Annotated in this window: 17 protein-coding genes; 7 read left to right on the top strand and 10 right to left on the bottom strand. The window is 68.0% G+C overall.

Annotated features, from left to right (window positions below; all coding sequences use genetic code 11):
* Positions 1-134 precede the first annotated feature (134 nt).
* From A5767_RS14440 to A5767_RS14410, 7 genes are all read right to left on the bottom strand, one after another.
* Positions 135-965 (bottom strand): SDR family NAD(P)-dependent oxidoreductase, encoded by an 831-nt coding sequence (locus A5767_RS14440; protein ID WP_064852562.1) that lies wholly within the window; start codon positions 963-965, stop codon positions 135-137.
* Entirely contained in the window at positions 965-1,447 is a 483-nt protein-coding gene (locus tag A5767_RS14435) for a nuclear transport factor 2 family protein (protein WP_006553193.1), read from the bottom strand. Before A5767_RS14435 ends, A5767_RS14440 begins: the two co-directional genes overlap by 1 nt.
* 101 nt (positions 1,448-1,548) lie before the next feature.
* A complete protein-coding gene (locus tag A5767_RS14430) occupies positions 1,549-2,169 on the bottom strand; it encodes an LON peptidase substrate-binding domain-containing protein (protein WP_064852561.1) in 621 nt (206 codons plus the stop codon).
* Positions 2,169-2,642: a DUF309 domain-containing protein gene (locus A5767_RS14425; protein WP_006553195.1), complete on the bottom strand. Its 474-nt coding sequence runs from the start codon at positions 2,640-2,642 to the stop codon at positions 2,169-2,171. The genes A5767_RS14430 and A5767_RS14425 overlap by 1 nt, the downstream gene beginning before the upstream one ends.
* Positions 2,643-2,679: 37 nt before the next feature.
* On the bottom strand, positions 2,680-3,423 hold the full coding sequence (locus A5767_RS14420) for an ESX secretion-associated protein EspG (protein WP_064852560.1): 744 nt from the start codon (positions 3,421-3,423) through the stop codon (positions 2,680-2,682).
* A gap of 5 nt (positions 3,424-3,428) precedes the next feature.
* Positions 3,429-4,712: a PPE domain-containing protein gene (locus A5767_RS14415; protein WP_064852559.1), complete on the bottom strand. Its 1,284-nt coding sequence runs from the start codon at positions 4,710-4,712 to the stop codon at positions 3,429-3,431.
* Between the two features lie 103 nt (positions 4,713-4,815).
* Positions 4,816-5,418, bottom strand: a complete 603-nt coding sequence (locus A5767_RS14410; RefSeq protein ID WP_064852558.1) for a TetR/AcrR family transcriptional regulator — start codon at positions 5,416-5,418, stop codon at positions 4,816-4,818.
* A 292-nt stretch (positions 5,419-5,710) separates the two neighbouring features.
* Here A5767_RS14410 and A5767_RS14405 point away from each other — a divergent pair, with 292 nt between their 5' ends.
* The 3 genes from A5767_RS14405 (at position 5,711) to A5767_RS14395 (ending at position 7,595) form a co-directional block, all read left to right on the top strand.
* Positions 5,711-6,472, top strand: a complete 762-nt coding sequence (locus A5767_RS14405) for an SDR family NAD(P)-dependent oxidoreductase (RefSeq protein WP_019288235.1) — start codon at positions 5,711-5,713, stop codon at positions 6,470-6,472.
* A 32-nt stretch (positions 6,473-6,504) separates the two neighbouring features.
* Positions 6,505-7,263 carry a 3-oxoacyl-ACP reductase FabG gene (gene fabG / locus A5767_RS14400; RefSeq protein WP_006554714.1) on the top strand — a complete coding sequence of 253 codons (759 nt, stop codon included), beginning with the start codon at positions 6,505-6,507 and terminating at the stop codon, positions 7,261-7,263.
* A gap of 119 nt (positions 7,264-7,382) precedes the next feature.
* Positions 7,383-7,595, top strand: coding sequence for a DUF4287 domain-containing protein (locus tag A5767_RS14395; RefSeq protein WP_006554713.1), 213 nt, complete (start codon positions 7,383-7,385; stop codon positions 7,593-7,595).
* Between the two features lie 13 nt (positions 7,596-7,608).
* Here the strand turns inward: A5767_RS14395 and A5767_RS14390 are convergent, their stop codons facing one another.
* On the bottom strand, positions 7,609-8,712 hold the full coding sequence (locus tag A5767_RS14390; protein ID WP_064852557.1) for a CaiB/BaiF CoA transferase family protein: 1,104 nt from the start codon (positions 8,710-8,712) through the stop codon (positions 7,609-7,611).
* A complete protein-coding gene (locus A5767_RS14385) occupies positions 8,709-9,896 on the bottom strand; it encodes an acyl-CoA dehydrogenase family protein (RefSeq protein WP_019288237.1) in 1,188 nt (395 codons plus the stop codon). Before A5767_RS14385 ends, A5767_RS14390 begins: the two co-directional genes overlap by 4 nt.
* Before the next feature lie 144 nt (positions 9,897-10,040).
* Between A5767_RS14385 and A5767_RS14380 the strand changes: the two genes are divergently transcribed.
* The gene (locus A5767_RS14380; RefSeq protein WP_371683086.1) at positions 10,041-11,048 is read left to right on the top strand and encodes a LacI family DNA-binding transcriptional regulator; all 1,008 of its coding nucleotides are present in this window, start codon (positions 10,041-10,043) and stop codon (positions 11,046-11,048) included.
* Between the two features lie 6 nt (positions 11,049-11,054).
* On the opposite strand, the gene A5767_RS14375 is transcribed toward A5767_RS14380, so the two are convergent.
* Positions 11,055-12,380: a serine/threonine-protein kinase gene (locus A5767_RS14375; RefSeq protein WP_064852556.1), complete on the bottom strand. Its 1,326-nt coding sequence runs from the start codon at positions 12,378-12,380 to the stop codon at positions 11,055-11,057.
* Between the two features lie 158 nt (positions 12,381-12,538).
* On the opposite strand from A5767_RS14375, the gene A5767_RS14370 reads away from it, so the two are divergent.
* The 3 genes from A5767_RS14370 (at position 12,539) to eutC (ending at position 15,714) form a co-directional block, all read left to right on the top strand.
* Entirely contained in the window at positions 12,539-13,405 is an 867-nt protein-coding gene (locus A5767_RS14370; protein WP_064852555.1) for an SGNH/GDSL hydrolase family protein, read from the top strand.
* A 120-nt stretch (positions 13,406-13,525) separates the two neighbouring features.
* Positions 13,526-14,938, top strand: coding sequence for an ethanolamine ammonia-lyase subunit EutB (locus A5767_RS14365; RefSeq protein WP_033097453.1), 1,413 nt, complete (start codon positions 13,526-13,528; stop codon positions 14,936-14,938).
* Positions 14,935-15,714, top strand: coding sequence for an ethanolamine ammonia-lyase subunit EutC (gene eutC / locus A5767_RS14360; RefSeq protein ID WP_064852554.1), 780 nt, complete (start codon positions 14,935-14,937; stop codon positions 15,712-15,714). The genes A5767_RS14365 and eutC overlap by 4 nt, the downstream gene beginning before the upstream one ends.
* The last annotated feature ends 81 nt before the right edge of the window (positions 15,715-15,795 follow it).

Below are 15,795 nucleotides of genomic sequence, written 5' to 3'. Positions count from 1 at the left end.
ATACACGACTTCCGAGGGTGCTCCGACCACCCCTCGTCCGGGCCGCCGAATCGAGGGGGAGGTTGTGTGCGACTTCCGCGGTTCCGACGCACACAACCTCCCCTGGCTTCGCCTCCCGACAGCCGCGGTCGTCGTCAGAACAACGGCCCGCCCCCGAAGATGTCCCGGTGTGAATCGGGTTGGTTGCCTTCGGCGTCCACGATGCCGTAGTCGAGTGCGGTTTCGGCGGTGACGAGGGTGCGACCGCTGCGCGCGTTCACCTCGGGGTCGGCCGCGAGCGCGACGATCACCCGTCCGATGAACTCCGGTGTCTCGGCGTTGGCCAGCGAGAAGCCCTCGAAGTTGTCGATGCCGCGGGCGAGCATGGCCTCGTTCTTCACCAGCCCCGGCCACAGCGACAGGGTGGTCACCCCGGTGCCGCGGAGTTCGACGGCCATATCGGCGGCCATCTTGTCCAGGCCCGCCTTCGACATGCCGTACAGCACCGAATGCAGGTAGCCGCGGGTGCCGAACGACGAGATGTTGACGATCATCCCGCTGTTGCGCGGCACCATCAGCTGCGCGGCTTCGGCGGAGGCGACGTAGTGCGCGCGGAGACCCACGCCGATCAGACTGTCCCAGTCGCTGATCGGGCGCTTCCAGAACGGTTCCGAGAAACCCGCGAATCCCGGCGGTGACGCCCACACGTTGTTGACGAGCAGGTCGAGCCGGGAATCCTGCTCGTCGGCGATCCGGCCGAACAGTTCGTGGATCTGCGCGTCGTCGCGGTGGTCGCACTGCACCGCGATGCCGTACCCGCCGCGTTCGGTGACCTCCGCCGCGGTGCGGTCGAGTGGTCCGTCGACGCCGACGGGGCCGCGGGCGGTGACGTAGACGGTCCAGCCGTCGGAGCCGAGCGCGCACGCGATGCCCTTGCCGACGCTGCGACTCGCGCCGGTGACCAGCGCGACCTTTGTTTCTGCCATCACTGCACCACTTCCACGTCGTCGGTGAGAGCCCGCTGGATCGACCACAGCACCTTCACGTGGCAGCGGGAGATCTTCCATTCGCCGTTCTCGACCACGTAGTCGTCGTCGTAGTCGAGCGCGGTGACCCGTTCGGTGCGCGCACGCAGATCCACCTGCCGAAATCGCAGCGTCCAGGCGCCGGTCGCGGTGTCGGACCCGGTCAGGTGGATGCTCGGATGCATGCCGTGATGCATGTCGAGCACGACGTAGCGGTCGTCGACCCGTTCCAGAGCGATCCGGGAGTAGATGTCGACCAGGGCGTCGGCATCGTCGAAGCTGCCCAGCGCCGGTCCGTAGTAGATGTCGGCGCCGTGCGCGACGAAGCATGCACGCATCGCCTCCGGGTCCTTGGCGTCGCACGCCCGGAAGTAGCGATGCTTGAGCATCCTGATCTCTTCGAGGGCTTCGAGTCGGGCCAACCGTTGTTCGACGGTGTCCATCGGGTGCCTTCCGGTCGGGGACGAACGGCGTCCCGGACTCTAGCCCGCTACCGCGAGACCGGCGGAGCGATGTTCCCACTCACCGGGTGGGCGCACGCGTCTCAGCCCTTCAGCTTCCATTCCGCGAGATCGACTGCGGTAGAGATCGCTTCGAGCAGCACGGCCATACGTTCGGCCGGACCCGGTGCGGCGAGAACCGCGTACCGGTCCGCTTCGCCCATCGGTACGTACCGGGCGAGCGCGAACAGTCGCGCCCCGGGATCCTCCGGTAGTTCGGTGGTGGCGGGAGGCAACGGAGCACGGCCACCCGTGAGGCGGTCGAGCACCCCGTACAACCGGCCCATCGGTCCGGTGATCGCGGCGAAATCCACCGGCCCCGAATCGGTGTCGGGCCAGGGCTCCACCTCGGCGATGGGGTAGGGATCGTCGGGCAACCATCGGGTGACGCGAATGCGTTCCTCTGCAATGCATTCGAGTTCGCGGCGACCTGCACCGACCTCGGTGTCGACCATGATCCGCGCGACGGTGCCGACGTCGTGTCGCTGCTCGCCTCCGCCCACCTCGTGTCCCCGGGCGATGAGGACGACTCCGAAGCGGGGGCCGTCCGGCGATGCCGTGCAGTCCTGGACGAGTTGCTGGTATCTCGGCTCGAAGATGCGCAACGGCAGGTCGGACCCGGGAAGCAGCGCGGTGCCGAGCGGGAACATGGGCAGTGTCGGCATCAGGGCATCCTCAGGCGCGGGGTCGGGGGAGCGGGGATCGGTTCGTCGCGAGCGATCTCGGTGAGCAGATGATCGGCCCAACTCGCCAGGCCGTCGATGTCGAGCCGGTACGGCGGTTCGTCCTCGTAGTGCCGCACCCGCGCCTGTCCCTGCTTCAACAGTGACTCCGCGCCGGTGGGGTTTCCCCGGAGCAGGTGGGTCAGCCCCACGGCGAGCTGGGCGAGGCCCTGCCACAGGGGACGTTCCTCGGGTGGTGCCTTCTTCCACATTGCCTCGAAGACCTCGTGGGCATGGAACGGAAAACCGTGGTCGAGGAGACGCTGACCTTCGGCGATGGTCTCCTCGACATCCAGATCGAGGTCTTCGGGAACACGTTCGACGCCTTCTTCGCCCGGCGGCAACGGACGCCCCAGGGCGTCGCGCGGACGCGCGTTCTGCGGCCTGCCGTCGGGTGTGCGGTCCCGGTCCGTCATGTCGCCAGCCTAGACGAACGGCCGCTTCGGGAAGGGATCACTGGCGTCGCAGAACGCCGCTCCGACCCTCGTGCGAGGGCCTGCGCATCCGGGACAGTTGCGCCGACAGTTCCCGGACGAAAGCGTCGACGGTGCCCGGTGCGACGCGGAGGTCGGGACCGGGGACGAAGAGATACCGGCCGTCGCCCACGACGTCGAACCAGCCGATGTCGGCGACGGGTGTGTACCCCGGATTCGAGTACCGCAGGACGCGGATACTGCCGGTGGCTGTGCGCTCGCGACGCAGCAACCGGCGCAACGACTCTGCGTGCGTGCCACCCGCCGGACGACGGACAGCGCCGAATTCGGACGGCTCGAGCACATCCCGGCTCGGCGCGGTGCGTGCGTGTTCGCGGCCCGCTGCCACGACCGGAAGGTGCCCGAGGATCGCACCCGCGAGGTCGGTGGTCGTGGTGATGCGGATGTCGCCTGCGGCAGGCGCCTGACGGGCGAGGACGGCCTGCTCGCCGGTCGCGGCGGCACGGACGAAGACCTCGTAGGCCGGGTCGGTGGAGCGGCCGTAGACCTCCACCGCGACCTCCCCGATCAGCAGGATCCGCATCGCGTCGTCGAGGGCAGGGTCGGGTGTCTCGTGCAGCCACGTGCGGGCGGCCTGGAGGTTCGCGGCGTGCTCGTCCTCCCATATCGCTGAGGTGCGATAACGCAGTGGGAAGGGGAACTCGTCGCCGCCCGCGGCGGTCCACGCCGCCAGGAATCGGTCGGGTGTGAGATGCCGGTCCATAGCGTTCAGGCCCCCAGAACCGGCGGGGCGGTGTCGGGCAGCGACCCGATCAGTTCGTTCCCGTTCTCGCCGGTGACGAGATAACCGGCCGCGCGTTTGTCCTGCTCGTCTCCGCGGGACGAGGCGGGCGGGATCATTCCCGGCATCATGCCGAACGGACGGGCGCCGGCACCCCGCGCTGCGGCGGCACCGGGCCCACCGGCGACACCACCGGCGGGCGCAGCTCCGGCGACGAGCGGAGCGGGACCCGCCGCGGGCGATGCGCCCGCAGAGCCGACACCCCCGGCGCCCGGTAGGCCACCGCCGACACCTCCGCCCGACCCGGGGGGCGGCGAACCGTACGACTGACCGGTCGGGCTCGCGGAGTTGCCGCCCGCGGCCGGGGAGGTGGATGCAGGAGTGGTCGCTGCGGACTCGTTCGAACCCACGCCACCTGCCGAATCGGTACCTTCCGCCCGGCCGTCCGTGCCTTCACCGGACGACGGTGCGTCCGTACGGTTCTCCGCTTCCGTGGCGGGCTGCCCACCCGGACGTTCTCCGTCCCCGCCCGGGATTCCCGTCGGGTCGCCGGTGGTCCGGGCGCCGCCGACACCTGGTGTGCCGTAACCCTGGGGAACGAATGCCTCCGTGGCGCGACTCGTCGTGGCGGCATACGGGGAGGGCAGGACCGGAACCGCCGTGCCGGAATCGCGGTAGTACGGCTTGTAGAGGGCTTCCATCACCCGCACGGCCTGGGCGCGAACGGCTTCCTCCTGGCGGGCGGCAGCAGCACCTGCGACGGGATCGAGCGCGTACAGGACCGACGACGTAATCACCGTGGGTGGAGGCACGGACGCTCGCACCCGTTCGCCGACGTCGGCGGCAATACGGAGTTTCTCGGACGTCGCGCGTGCGGCATCGGACAACTGTTGTGCGGATTCGCCGAATCGCACCGTCGCGCCCATCGCGGCGTCGGCCGCCGGACCCTCCCAGTGTTGGCCGATGAGCTTGCGGATCATCAGCGTTCCCCACGCGACGGTGAGGCTGAAACCCTTTCCGAGTTCGGCCCATTCGGTGGCCAGGGTGGTCATCGCGACGGGATTGATGCTCTGGGCGAGCCGGTGGATGTCGGCATGCTCCATGCCGTGGAAGTTCTCGAATGCTGCGATGTATTCGGGATCGACTCCCGCGTCGATGCGCGCGGCCAGCGCGTCGTAATTGGACTGCCGGCGGGCGACGGAGTCGGGGGCTGGGGCGTCGACCCCGAGCGACACCAGTAGTCGGTCGACGACGTTGTCATTCGTGGACATGGACGACAGCTCCCCCTCGATGCTCTCGCGTCTCGAGGAGCCGACGGCGGCGCGATATCCCCCTGCCCACGTAGATCCCCCCGATCCGATGGTGGCGACGATGCTAACGCACGGCACCGACCAGACGCAGGGCAAGATCGGCATACAGGTCGCTGATCGTCGCGGCGTCGTCGTAGCGGCCCGAGGGATACCAACGGCACACGTCGACGCAGAGCGACATCAGGGCGAGAGTGACACCTTCGGCATCCGGGAGGGTGAACTCGCCCGAGACGTGGCCGGCGTCCACGACACCCCGCACGGCCTGCGTGGTCTGCCGTCGTAGTCCGACGATCGTGCGGTAGTGCTCGCGGTCGAGCGCGGCCAGCTCGTACTGGATGACCCGGCTCCATCGGTGGTTCTCCGCCTGCCAGGCGGCGAAGCGGCCGATGACGGAGGCGAGCCGAACGGACGGCTCGGCATCGGGGCGGTCAGCGTTCTCGACGACCTGCAGGGCGAGCGCGTGTCCCTCGTAGGCGATGGCGAAGAGTAGCTCCTCCTTGGACGCGTAGTGCGGATACATCGCGGCGGGACTCATGCCGAGTCGCGCCGCGATCAGGCGCGTCGTGGTGCCGCCGTAGCCGTGCTCCGCGAACTCGTCTATCGCGGCCGTGCGGATGCGAGCCGCGGCCTTGGATCCGCCGACGACGTCGTCCCATGCGTCACTCACGAGAGCGCTTCCGTTCTGTCCGGTTGGTGTTGACAAGCCCGCTACGGCATCGCACGATAAGCGAGCGCTTAGAAATAAGCCAGTGCTTATCGACTTGGTAACGGTGGGTGCTACGCGGGGTCCTCTCCGCGCTGCAACGCCCGCGGCAACATAGGATCCGCCGAAGAGAAGAATAGGAACTGGCTCTGAAAGGCAGTGCTGTCCAATCAAATTGGATACAGGCTGTTTGGTGGATGAGAAGGCGGTCGGCTATACAGTTCCTGTAGGCCCCGTCACAGCGAGGAGATGACGTATGTCCGTGCTCGACCGCTTCCGTCTCGACGGCCGCGTTGCCATCGTCACCGGTGCCTCTTCGGGCCTCGGTGTCGCATTCACCCGAGGGCTGGCCGAGGCAGGGGCCGACGTCGTGCTCGCCGCACGCCGCGTCGACCGTCTCGAGGAGACCGCCGCGCTGGTCCGGGAGGCCGGACGGCAGGCCGTCACGGTCGAGACCGACATCGCCGATCCCGAACAGGCGCAGCGCATGGTCGATCATGCGGTCGAGCAACTCGGCCGGGTGGACATCCTCATCAACAATGCCGGTATCGGCACCGCCGTGCCCGCCACCAAGGAGACCCCCGAGCAGTTCCGGCAGGTCATCGACATCAACCTGAACGGATCCTATTGGGCGGCACAGGCCGTCGGCCGTGTGATGCAGCCCGGTAGCTCGATCGTCAACATCTCGTCGGTTCTCGGTCTCACCACGGCAGGCCTGCCGCAGGCCGCGTACTCGGCCAGTAAGGCGGGCGTCATCGGCCTCACGCGCGACCTCGCGCAGCAGTGGGGAGCACGCAAGGGAATCCGCGTCAACGCCATCGCACCCGGCTTCTTCCGGACGGAGATGACGGACGAATACCAGCCCGGATACCTCGACTCGATGAAGCAGCGAATCATCCTCGGCCGGACCGGGGATGCCGAGGAGATCGCAGCCACTGCGGTCTGGCTGGCGTCCGACGCCTCCGCCTACGTCACCGGTCAGACCATCGCTGTGGACGGCGGACTCACCATCACCTGACGGCACCACCCATCCCCCAACGGAGGAACGCTATGAGCACACAGCCCCGCACTGCCATCGTCACCGGAGCCGCACGCGGTATCGGCGCAGCCGTCGCCAAGCGGCTCGCCGGCGACGGCTACCGGGTCGCCGTCCTCGACCTCGACGAATCCGCCTGCAAGGACACCGTTTCGGCTATCGAGTCCGCCGGCGGCAAGGCGCTCGCCGTGGGTGCCGACGTCTCCGACGAGAAGTCCGTCGCCGCTGCCGTCGAGAAGGTCGCCACCGAACTCGGCGAGCCCACCGTCCTGATCAACAACGCCGGCATCACCCGCGACAACCTGCTGTTCAAGATGACGGTCGAGGACTGGGACGCCGTCATGAACGTGCACCTGCGTGGCGCCTTCCTCATGACGCGTGCCGTCCAGAGCTACATGGTCGACGCCAAGTTCGGTCGCATCGTCAACCTCTCGAGCACCTCGGCCCTCGGCAACCGCGGCCAGGTCAACTACTCCGCTGCCAAGGCCGGCATGCAGGGCTTCACGAAGACCCTCGCAATCGAGCTGGGCAAGTTCGGTGTCACCGCCAACGCCATCGCGCCGGGTTTCATCGCCACCGAGATGACCGCCGCGACCGCCGAGCGTCTCGGCCTGTCGTTCGACGACTTCAAGTCGAACATCGCGGCCGACATCCCGGTCGGCCGTATCGGCGAGGTCGACGACATCGCCCACACCGCATCGTTCCTCGCGTCCGAGGGCGCGGGCTTCGTGTCCGGTCAGGTCATCTACGTGGCCGGTGGCCCGAAGGCCTGATCCCCTTCCGTACATCCGTGCCGCCGCGTCCCATCCGGGACTGCGGCGCCGCGGTCTTTCTGTTGCGGATCGAACGGAACGGCCCGACCGTGTCGGTCGCCTCGGTTGACCTCTCCGGCATGAGCGAGAAGGTCAAGGGGCCCCAGTCGTACTTTCCGTCGATCGAGCAGAAGTACGGACGCCCGATCGAGGAGTGGAAGAACATGATCCGCGCCTCGGATCTCGCCGAGCACATGGAGCTCGTGAACTGGCTGAAGCAGGAACACGGGATGGGCCACGGGCACGCGAATGCTCTCGTCGCCCACACTCTGAAGGAACAGAAGTCCGAGTGACGAGAGCGTCCGACTACGCCAGCCGCGGGGGTGCGGTGCGGTAGGTCGCAGGGGTGGCGCTGAGCCGGATCGGGTTGGCGATCTGACGAAGCGGAGCGTCCCGGTCGGGATCGTCGATCGACACCACCGGCGACAGGCCGAGTCGTTCGGCGAGCGCGACCGCGTCAGCGATGTCGTTGAGCGGTCCGCATGGCACCCGGGCTGCGGTCAGAGCGTCGAACCACGCGTCGGCGGTGTCCGTCGACAGCAATTCGTCGAGGATCTTCGTCAGCTCCTCCCGGTTCGCGACGCGGGCGGTGTTCGTGGTGAACCGCTCGTCGGTGGCGAGTTCGGGCGCGCCGAGAACCGCGACCAGGGAAGCGAATTGACGGTCGTTGCCCACGGCGAGGACGAACGGCCGGTCTGCCGTGTGGAACACCTCGTAGGGCGCGATGCTCGGATGGCGATTGCCCATCGCCTTCGGCACCACCCCTGCCGCGACGTAGCCGGACGATTGGTTCGCCAGCGCCGACAACAGGGACGACAGCAGGTTCACCTCGACACGCTGGCCCTCGCCGGTGCGGTCGCGGTGCCGTAGCGCGGCGAGAATGCCGAGCGCAGCGTGCATTCCGGTGATGATGTCGACCACGGCGACACCGACCTTGGTGGGTGTCGCATGGTCGGGCCCGGTGATGCTCATCAGACCGCCGACGGCTTGGATGAGCAGGTCGTAACCGGGCAGGTCGTTGTGCCCGCCGAAGCCGGTGATCGAGGTGTAGACGATGCCGGGGTCGAGTTCCCGGACCTGCTCGTATCCGAGCCCGAGCCGAGTCATCGTGCCGGGCAGGAAGTTCTCGACGACGACATCGGCGCGGGCGACGAGATCGCGTGCCTGCTCGAGTCCTTCGTCGGTGGTCAGGTCGATGGCCACCGATCTCTTGTTGCGGTTGACGCCGAGGAAATAGGTCGACTCGTCGCCGGCCCAGGGTGGTCCCCAGTGCCGGGTGTCGTCCCCGAAGACGGGTCGTTCGATCTTGACGACCTCTGCCCCGAGGTCGGCGAGCAGCATGGTGGCGTAGGGGCCGGCGAGCACGCGACCGAAGTCGGCGATCACCAGCCCTTCCAACGCTCCGCTCACCGGAAGGCCGCCTCACCGGTCAGCGCCTTGCCGATGGTCAGCTGATGGACCTCGGAGGTGCCCTCGTAGGTCAGCACCGATTCGAGGTTGTTGGCGTGACGAATGACGGGGTACTCGAGCGTGATTCCGTTGGCGCCGAGGATGGTCCGGCACTCGCGGGCGATGGCGATGGCCTCACGCACGTTGTTGAGCTTGCCGAGGCTGACCTGTTCCGGGGCGATCTCGCCGCGGTCCTTGATGCGACCGAGGTGGTAGGCGAGCAGGTGGCCCTTGCCGACCTCGAGCGCCATGTCGGCGATCTTGGCCTGGGTGAGCTGGTAGCCGGCGAGCGGCTTGTCGAACACCTCGCGGGACTGCGAGTACTCGACGGCGGTCTCGAGGCAGTCGCGGGCGGCACCGATGGCACCGAAGACGATGCCGAAGCGGGCCTCGCCGAGGGAGGTCAGCGGTCCGCGCAGACCCTCGGCCTTCGGCATCATCGCCGAGGAGGGCAGACGCACGCCGTCGAGGATGAGCTCCGATGTGACCGAGGCGCGCAGCGACATCTTGGAGTGGATCTCCGGTGCGGAGAAACCGGGGGTGTCGGTGGGGACGACGAAGCCGCGGATGCCCTTGGCGCCTTCTTCGAGGTCGGTCTGCGCCCAGACGACGGCGACGTCGGCGATCGAGCCGTTGGTGATCCACATCTTGGTGCCGTTGAGGATCCAGTCGTCGCCGTCGCGCTTTGCGTTGGTGCGCATCCCGGCGGGGTTGGAACCGAAGTCGGGCTCGGTCAGGCCGAAGCAACCGATGGCCTCACCGGCGGCCATGCGGGGGAGCCATTCCTGCTTCTGCTCCTCGCTGCCCCAGTGGTGGATGGAGAACATCGCCAGCGAGCCCTGCACGGACACGAGGCTGCGGATGCCGGAGTCGACGGCCTCGAGTTCGAGGCAGGCCAGGCCGTAGGCGGTGGCGCTCATGCCGGCGCAGCCGTAGCCGTCGAGGTGCATGCCGAGCACACCGAGCTGTCCGAGTTCCTTGGCGAGCTCGCGTGCCGGGAGCTTGGCTTCCTCGAACCACTGGGCCACGTGCGGGCGGATGCGCTCGTTGCCGAACTTGCGGACGGTGTCGCGGATGTCGATCTCCTCCTGCTCGAGCAGGGAGTCGAGGGCGAACAGCTGGGTGAGCGACTGAGCGTTGGACATGGCCTTCTCCGGTGGTCGAGGAAACGTTTGTCAGAACGATTGTGAGAACGTTTGCGCGATCGATTGCATGGCCTACGCTAAAGATACGTTCCGGGCACGTCAACTCGGAATACGAACTCGATGCCGTACGAGCAGGAGAGCCGCATGCCCCGTCCCGACCGCGCCCCGACGCTCAAGGAGATCGCCGAGCGCGCCGGTGTCCACGTCTCGACGGCATCCCGTGTGCTGCGCCAGCCCGAACCGGTCGACGGCTGGTCGGACTCGGCACTACGGGTGCGGGAGGTCGCGGTCGAACTGGGATATCGCCCCAACCTGTGGGCGGCGAGCTTGCGGACCCGCAAGACCACGACCCTCGGTGTCGTCATGCCGCGACTCACCGACGGCGTGGTCGCCACGACCTACCAGGGCATCGAGGAAGCCGCCACGAAAGCGGGCTACTCGGTACTGCTGTCGAGCCCACCCGACGACCTCGAGGCGCAACGTCGCGCCATCGCGCTGCTCGTGGGCCGGCAGGTCGACGGCCTGCTGCTGAGCAGCATGCACCTCCCGGGTGGTCCGTTCGTCGAGTCGCTGGTACTCGGATCGCTGCCCATCCTCGCGGTCACCCGGCACGCCGATGCGGGGTTGCCGTTCGTGGTGGGCGACGACTACCGGGGTGGAGCACTGGCCGCCCGGCACCTTCTCGACCGCGGCTACGACGACTTGGCGATCATCGCCGGCCCCGACCACGCCAGCACCGCCCGCGACCGCCGCGACGGCTTCGTCGACACTCTGAAGGAAGCGTCGGCGCCACTGCCGCCCGAGCGGATCATGCGGTCGAGCTTCGACGTTGCCGGGGGTGTGGAGGCCGCGCGTGCGCTGCTGGACCGCCCCGACCGTCCCCGCGCGATCTTCGCGGTCAGCGACACCATCGCCATCGGCATCCTCGGTGTCGCCCGCGACCTCGGTCTGTCCATCCCGGACGATCTCGCCGTGGTCGGCTACAACGACATCCCCGTCGTGGCGCAGCTGCCGGTTCCGCTCACCACCGTGCGATCGCCCGCGCACGATATCGGGGTGACGGCCATCGAGCGGCTCCTCGAACTCGTGCGAAACGGAGAAACGGAATCGACGCGACTTCCCGTCGAACTCGTGGTGCGCGCCTCGAGCTGAGCGATCTCACCCGTTACCGCGGCCACTGTTCCCGTTGCCGGTGTTCCCGTTCCCATTGCCGTTGTTGCCGTTGTGGTTCCCGTTGTTCCCCTGCGAGTTTCCGTTACCGTTGTTGTTGCCGGGTCCGCTGTTTCCGCGGGACTCGGGTTCGGACCTCGTGGGCCCGGCATCCGCAGGCGGTGCGACGGGAGCGGTCTCCGGAGCGGGCACGACGGGCGGAACCACGGCGGTCTCGTCCGCTGTGCGCGCCGGGGCGACCGTGGATTCGGGGGTCGCAGGAAGCTCGGTGGTTGCCGGTACCCGCTCGGGCGTCGATGCGGACATGCCCGGCGTCCGCGTCTCCGGTGTGGCCGCCGGCGGGGAAGCGCCCCGCCCGAATCCGAGTGCGAGACCGCCCACGGCGAGCGCCCCGACCAGCGTCAGACCCGCTGCGACGAGAACTCCACGGGACCGGTCCGTGCCTGCAGTGGTCGTCGGTCCGCCGATCTCACTCGCCGGCAGGAAGGCTGTCGCAGCGCGGTTTCCGTCGGAATTCTGCAATGCCGCGAGCATCTCGTGCGCACTGCGGAACCGGTCGGAAGGCTCTCGTGCCATGGCCCGTTCGATCACTGCGACGAACCCCGGATGGGCGTCCGGGCGGAGATCGGCGAGTGGCCGTGGACGGTCGTGCGTGATGGCCCGTGCCAGCGCGAGGATGTTGTCCTCGGCGAACGGCCTCCGCCCGCAAAGGGACTCGTAGCCGACGACCCCGACCGCGTACAGATCGTCCGTCACGGACGCGGGGTGTCCGGTGATGCGGTCCGGGCTCAGATAGGCGACGGTCCCCACGAGTTCACCGGTGTGGGTGAGGTCGTCGCCGACGCTCTTCGCGATACCGAAGTCGGCGACCTTGATCTCGCCGTTCTCTGTGATGAGCACGTTCGCCGGCTTGATGTCCCGGTGGAGGATCCCCGCACCGTGCGCGGCGACGAGCGCCTCGAGAATTCCGGCGAGCACCGTGCGCACCCGATCGGCGGGTAGGGGTCCGCGGGTGATGTCGTCGGCGAGGGTCCGCCCGGAGAGCCGTTCCATAACGATGTAAGGACGTCCGTCGTGTTCACCCGTGTCGTACACGGCGACGATGCGAGGGTGGTTCAGGGCCGCGGCGGCCCGGGCCTCGACTTCGAAACGACGTCGTACGTCCGGTCTGCTGCAGACCTCCCGTCCGAGCAGTTTGACGGCGACGGGCCGGTGGAGGCGGGTGTCCCAACCGTCGTGGATCTCGCCGCTGCCGCCCACGCCGAGCAGACCGCTCAGCTCGTAGCGGCCGTCGAGAACTTTGTGGACGGTCACAGGTCGACGGTAGCCGTTCGAAGGGGGGAGTAAACAAAATGCGCTGGTGGGAGGATGTGTGCCCGAGCTTCATCCGTGATCTTCACCCGGTGCTCGTAACGCGTTTGTAATTCGTGCCGATCTCATGCCCGGGAGAACCACGCTGCCGGAGGGTCTGGATGAAGACGATTGTGCGAGCCGGGATCGTCGCCGGCATGGCAGCTGCATCGATGGTGTGGCCGGTGTCCGCGATGAGCGACCCGGGTAGCGAGCAGGGCATCCGATACGTCGCGCTCGGTGACTCGCGTGCCGCCGGACCCTACCTCGACGCAGCGGCGATGCTCAGCGGATGTGCCCGCGCGGATGCGGGATATCCGAACCTCGTCGCGGGTTCGCTTCAGACCGTCAGCTTCGTCAACGTCGCGTGTTCGGGTGCACGCACCGAGCACATCACGTCCGTCCCGCAGCAGACGTCGACCGGATCGGTCCCGCCGCAGATCGATTCGCTCCCTCCGGACACGAATCTCGTCACGCTGAGCATCGGCGGCAACGATGTCGGCTGGGCGGGGCTCGTCTCGGCCTGTTACACCGAGCTTCCGGGCGGCGATGCGCACTGCCGCACCGATCCGGGCACCACGTCGCGCATGGACACCGCCCTGAGTGCACTCGGACCGAAGCTCACCGCGACACTCACCGCCGTCCAGCAACGCGCACCGCGCGCACGGGTTTTGCTGGTCGGGCACGGCGGTGTTTTCGGCAACCGGGGTTGCTGGCCCAACATCCCCACCAGCGATGCCGACGCCTCCTTCGTGACGAACTTTTTCGTGCGGATGAACCGAGTACTCGCCCGCTCCGCCGGCGAGGCCGGTGCCGAGTTCGTCGACGTCATGGCCGGATCGGAAGGGCACGATGCGTGTGCGCCCTCCGAGCAGCGCTTCTACGAGGGACGGCAGTCGCTGTCGCTGGCGAAGGCACTGCACCCCACCGCTGCGGGGATGCGGCACATGGCGCAGCGGGTGACGAACGTTTGGTACCAGCGAGGCTAGGAACCGACGACCAGCGACGTTTCGTTCGCGACACTCGCCGGACACGACAGCGAAAAAGTGGAATGCTGCACTCCACTGCGTGCTCACATCCGTCGAACCGGTCCTGCGCGGGAGGCCTCGATGACGATCTACCGACAACAGCTCGGCGGAACCGGTTACGTCTTCGACGGCCTCGTCGATCTGCTCGGCAAAGCATCCCCGCGCCGCTCGGGTGATGAGCTCGCCGGATGCGCTGCCACCTCGGACGCAGAACGCGCCGCGGCACAGCTGGCCCTCGCCGACCTCCCGCTGACCACCTTCCTCACCGAGGCAGTCGTCCCGTACGAGACCGACGAGGTCACCAGGCTGATCGTCGACACCCACGACGCGACGGCCTTCGCGCCGGTCTCGCACATGACCGTCGGGGAACTGCGCGACCACCTCCTGGAGGTCGCGGCCCGACCGGACTCCGCCGACGTGCTCGCGGCACTCGCGCCGGGACTCACCCCGGAGACGGTCGCGGCGACCAGCAAGATCATGCGCAATCAAGACCTCATCGCGGTCTCCCGCGCTGCGACGGCGACCAGCGCGTTCCGCACGACCATCGGATTGCCCGGGCGGCTCGCGACGCGCCTGCAACCGAACCATCCCGTCGACGACCCGCGTGGGGTCGCCGCGTCCGTCCTCGACGGCCTGCTGATGGGATGCGGCGACGCGGTCGTCGGCATCAATCCGGCGAGCGACTCGCCGCACGCCGTGTCCGACCTGCTGCACCTGCTCGACGAGATCCGGCAGCGATTCGAGATCCCCACCCAGTCGTGCGTGCTCACCCACGTCACCACCACGATCGATCTGATCGAGAAGGACGCACCCGTCGACCTGGTGTTCCAGTCCGTTGCCGGCACCGAGGGCGCCAACCGCAGCTTCGGTGTGGACCTCGCAGTGCTGCGGGAGGGCAACGAGGCCGGCAGGTCGCTGCGACGGGGGACCGTCGGCAACAACGTCATGTACTTCGAGACCGGGCAGGGTTCGGCGTTGTCGTCGGGAACCCATTTCGGAACCGGTGGCAGGCCGGTGGATCAGCAGACCCTCGAAGCGCGCGCGTATGCCGTTGCGCGCGAGTTCGAACCGCTGCTCGTCAACACCGTCGTCGGGTTCATCGGACCGGAATACCTGTACGACGGCAAACAGATCATCCGCGCGGGTCTCGAAGACCAGTTCTGCGGCAAACTCCTCGGCCTGCCTATGGGTGTGGACGTCTGCTACACCAATCATGCCGAGGCCGATCAGGACGACATGGACACCCTGCTGACCCTGTTGGCCGTTGCCGGAACAGCATTCGTCATCACAGTGCCGGGTGCCGACGACGTGATGCTCGGCTATCAATCGCTGTCGTTCCACGACGCGCTGTACGTGCGGGAGGCCGCCGACCTGCGGCCGGCACCGGAGTTCGAGGACTGGCTACGCAGGCAGGGTATGGCGGACGATATCGGTCGCATCCTGCCGGTGGACGTCGGCACGTCCCCTCTGCGCGCACTCGGAGGTGCCTTGTGAGCGACCTGTGGGACGAATTGCGCCGGAACACCCAGGCACGGATCGGCCTGGGACGCACCGGGAACAGCATCCCGACGCGCCGTCATCTGGAATTCGTGGCGGCCCATGCCGAGGCGCGCGACGCCGTGCACGTCCCGCTCGATGTGCATTCCTTGGCTCAGCGGGTTCGTGATCTCGGGCTCGGTGAGCCATTGATCGTGGAAAGCGCAGCAGGAGATCGCAGTACGTATCTGCGTCGCCCCGACCTCGGCCGGCAGCTCGCCGAGGGGACCACGCTGCCGCGAACAGAGGCCGATCTCGGTATCGCGCTGTGCGACGGGTTGTCGTCCACCGCTCTCGACGCCCACGGACCCGATCTGCTCGCGGCGATCGTCGCTGCCCTGCCCGGGTTGACCGTGGCGTCACCGGTGATCGCGACGCAGGCCCGCGTCGCGCTGGGCGACCATATCGGTGAGCGGCTCGGCGTCACGACGATGCTCGTGATCATCGGCGAACGGCCCGGCCTGTCGGTGGCCGACAGTGTCGGCGTGTACCTGACGCACCACCCGACGCCGGGACGCAGTGACGCCGAACGCAACTGCGTGTCGAACATCCACCCGCCCGGCGGGATGACCTACGAGCACGCGGCGCGCGTCGTCGCGGCCCTCGTGAACGGGGCGCGGCAGTTGGGGGCGTCGGGGGTCGCGTTGAAGGACACCTCGCGGGATCCCGTACTCACCGAGCCGGCAGCGGAGCGCGAAATGGTCAGCAGAGCGCGTAATAGCGCGCACCTATGACCACTTCGCGCTCTGCTGCCCTCGGTCGAGGGCGGAGGATTGCGCCGTTGTGTGCAGATTGCCAGGGTAGATCTCACTCGT

The sequence above is a fragment of the Rhodococcus sp. 852002-51564_SCH6189132-a genome, from assembly GCF_001665495.1.
GTDB lineage: Bacteria > Actinomycetota > Actinomycetes > Mycobacteriales > Mycobacteriaceae > Rhodococcus > Rhodococcus pyridinivorans.
This window is presented reverse-complemented; position numbering and strand designations above follow the sequence as displayed.

What these genes read in the sequence shown, in the direction of transcription:
- A5767_RS14365 (WP_033097453.1), top strand. Translation starts at nt 13,526, where the DNA reads ATGACGATCTACCGACAACAGCTCGGCGGAACCGGTTACGTCTTCGAC.
- A5767_RS14395 (WP_006554713.1), top strand. Translation starts at nt 7,383, where the DNA reads ATGAGCGAGAAGGTCAAGGGGCCCCAGTCGTACTTTCCGTCGATCGAG.
- A5767_RS14380 (WP_371683086.1), top strand. Translation starts at nt 10,041, where the DNA reads ATGCCCCGTCCCGACCGCGCCCCGACGCTCAAGGAGATCGCCGAGCGC.
- A5767_RS14435 (WP_006553193.1), bottom strand. Translation starts at nt 1,447, where the DNA reads ATGGACACCGTCGAACAACGGTTGGCCCGACTCGAAGCCCTCGAAGAG.
- A5767_RS14415 (WP_064852559.1), bottom strand. Translation starts at nt 4,712, where the DNA reads ATGTCCACGAATGACAACGTCGTCGACCGACTACTGGTGTCGCTCGGG.
- A5767_RS14370 (WP_064852555.1), top strand. Translation starts at nt 12,539, where the DNA reads ATGAAGACGATTGTGCGAGCCGGGATCGTCGCCGGCATGGCAGCTGCA.
- A5767_RS14430 (WP_064852561.1), bottom strand. Translation starts at nt 2,169, where the DNA reads ATGCCGACACTGCCCATGTTCCCGCTCGGCACCGCGCTGCTTCCCGGG.
- A5767_RS14420 (WP_064852560.1), bottom strand. Translation starts at nt 3,423, where the DNA reads ATGGACCGGCATCTCACACCCGACCGATTCCTGGCGGCGTGGACCGCC.
- fabG (WP_006554714.1), top strand. Translation starts at nt 6,505, where the DNA reads ATGAGCACACAGCCCCGCACTGCCATCGTCACCGGAGCCGCACGCGGT.
- A5767_RS14405 (WP_019288235.1), top strand. Translation starts at nt 5,711, where the DNA reads ATGTCCGTGCTCGACCGCTTCCGTCTCGACGGCCGCGTTGCCATCGTC.
- A5767_RS14385 (WP_019288237.1), bottom strand. Translation starts at nt 9,896, where the DNA reads ATGTCCAACGCTCAGTCGCTCACCCAGCTGTTCGCCCTCGACTCCCTG.
- A5767_RS14440 (WP_064852562.1), bottom strand. Translation starts at nt 965, where the DNA reads ATGGCAGAAACAAAGGTCGCGCTGGTCACCGGCGCGAGTCGCAGCGTC.
- A5767_RS14425 (WP_006553195.1), bottom strand. Translation starts at nt 2,642, where the DNA reads ATGACGGACCGGGACCGCACACCCGACGGCAGGCCGCAGAACGCGCGT.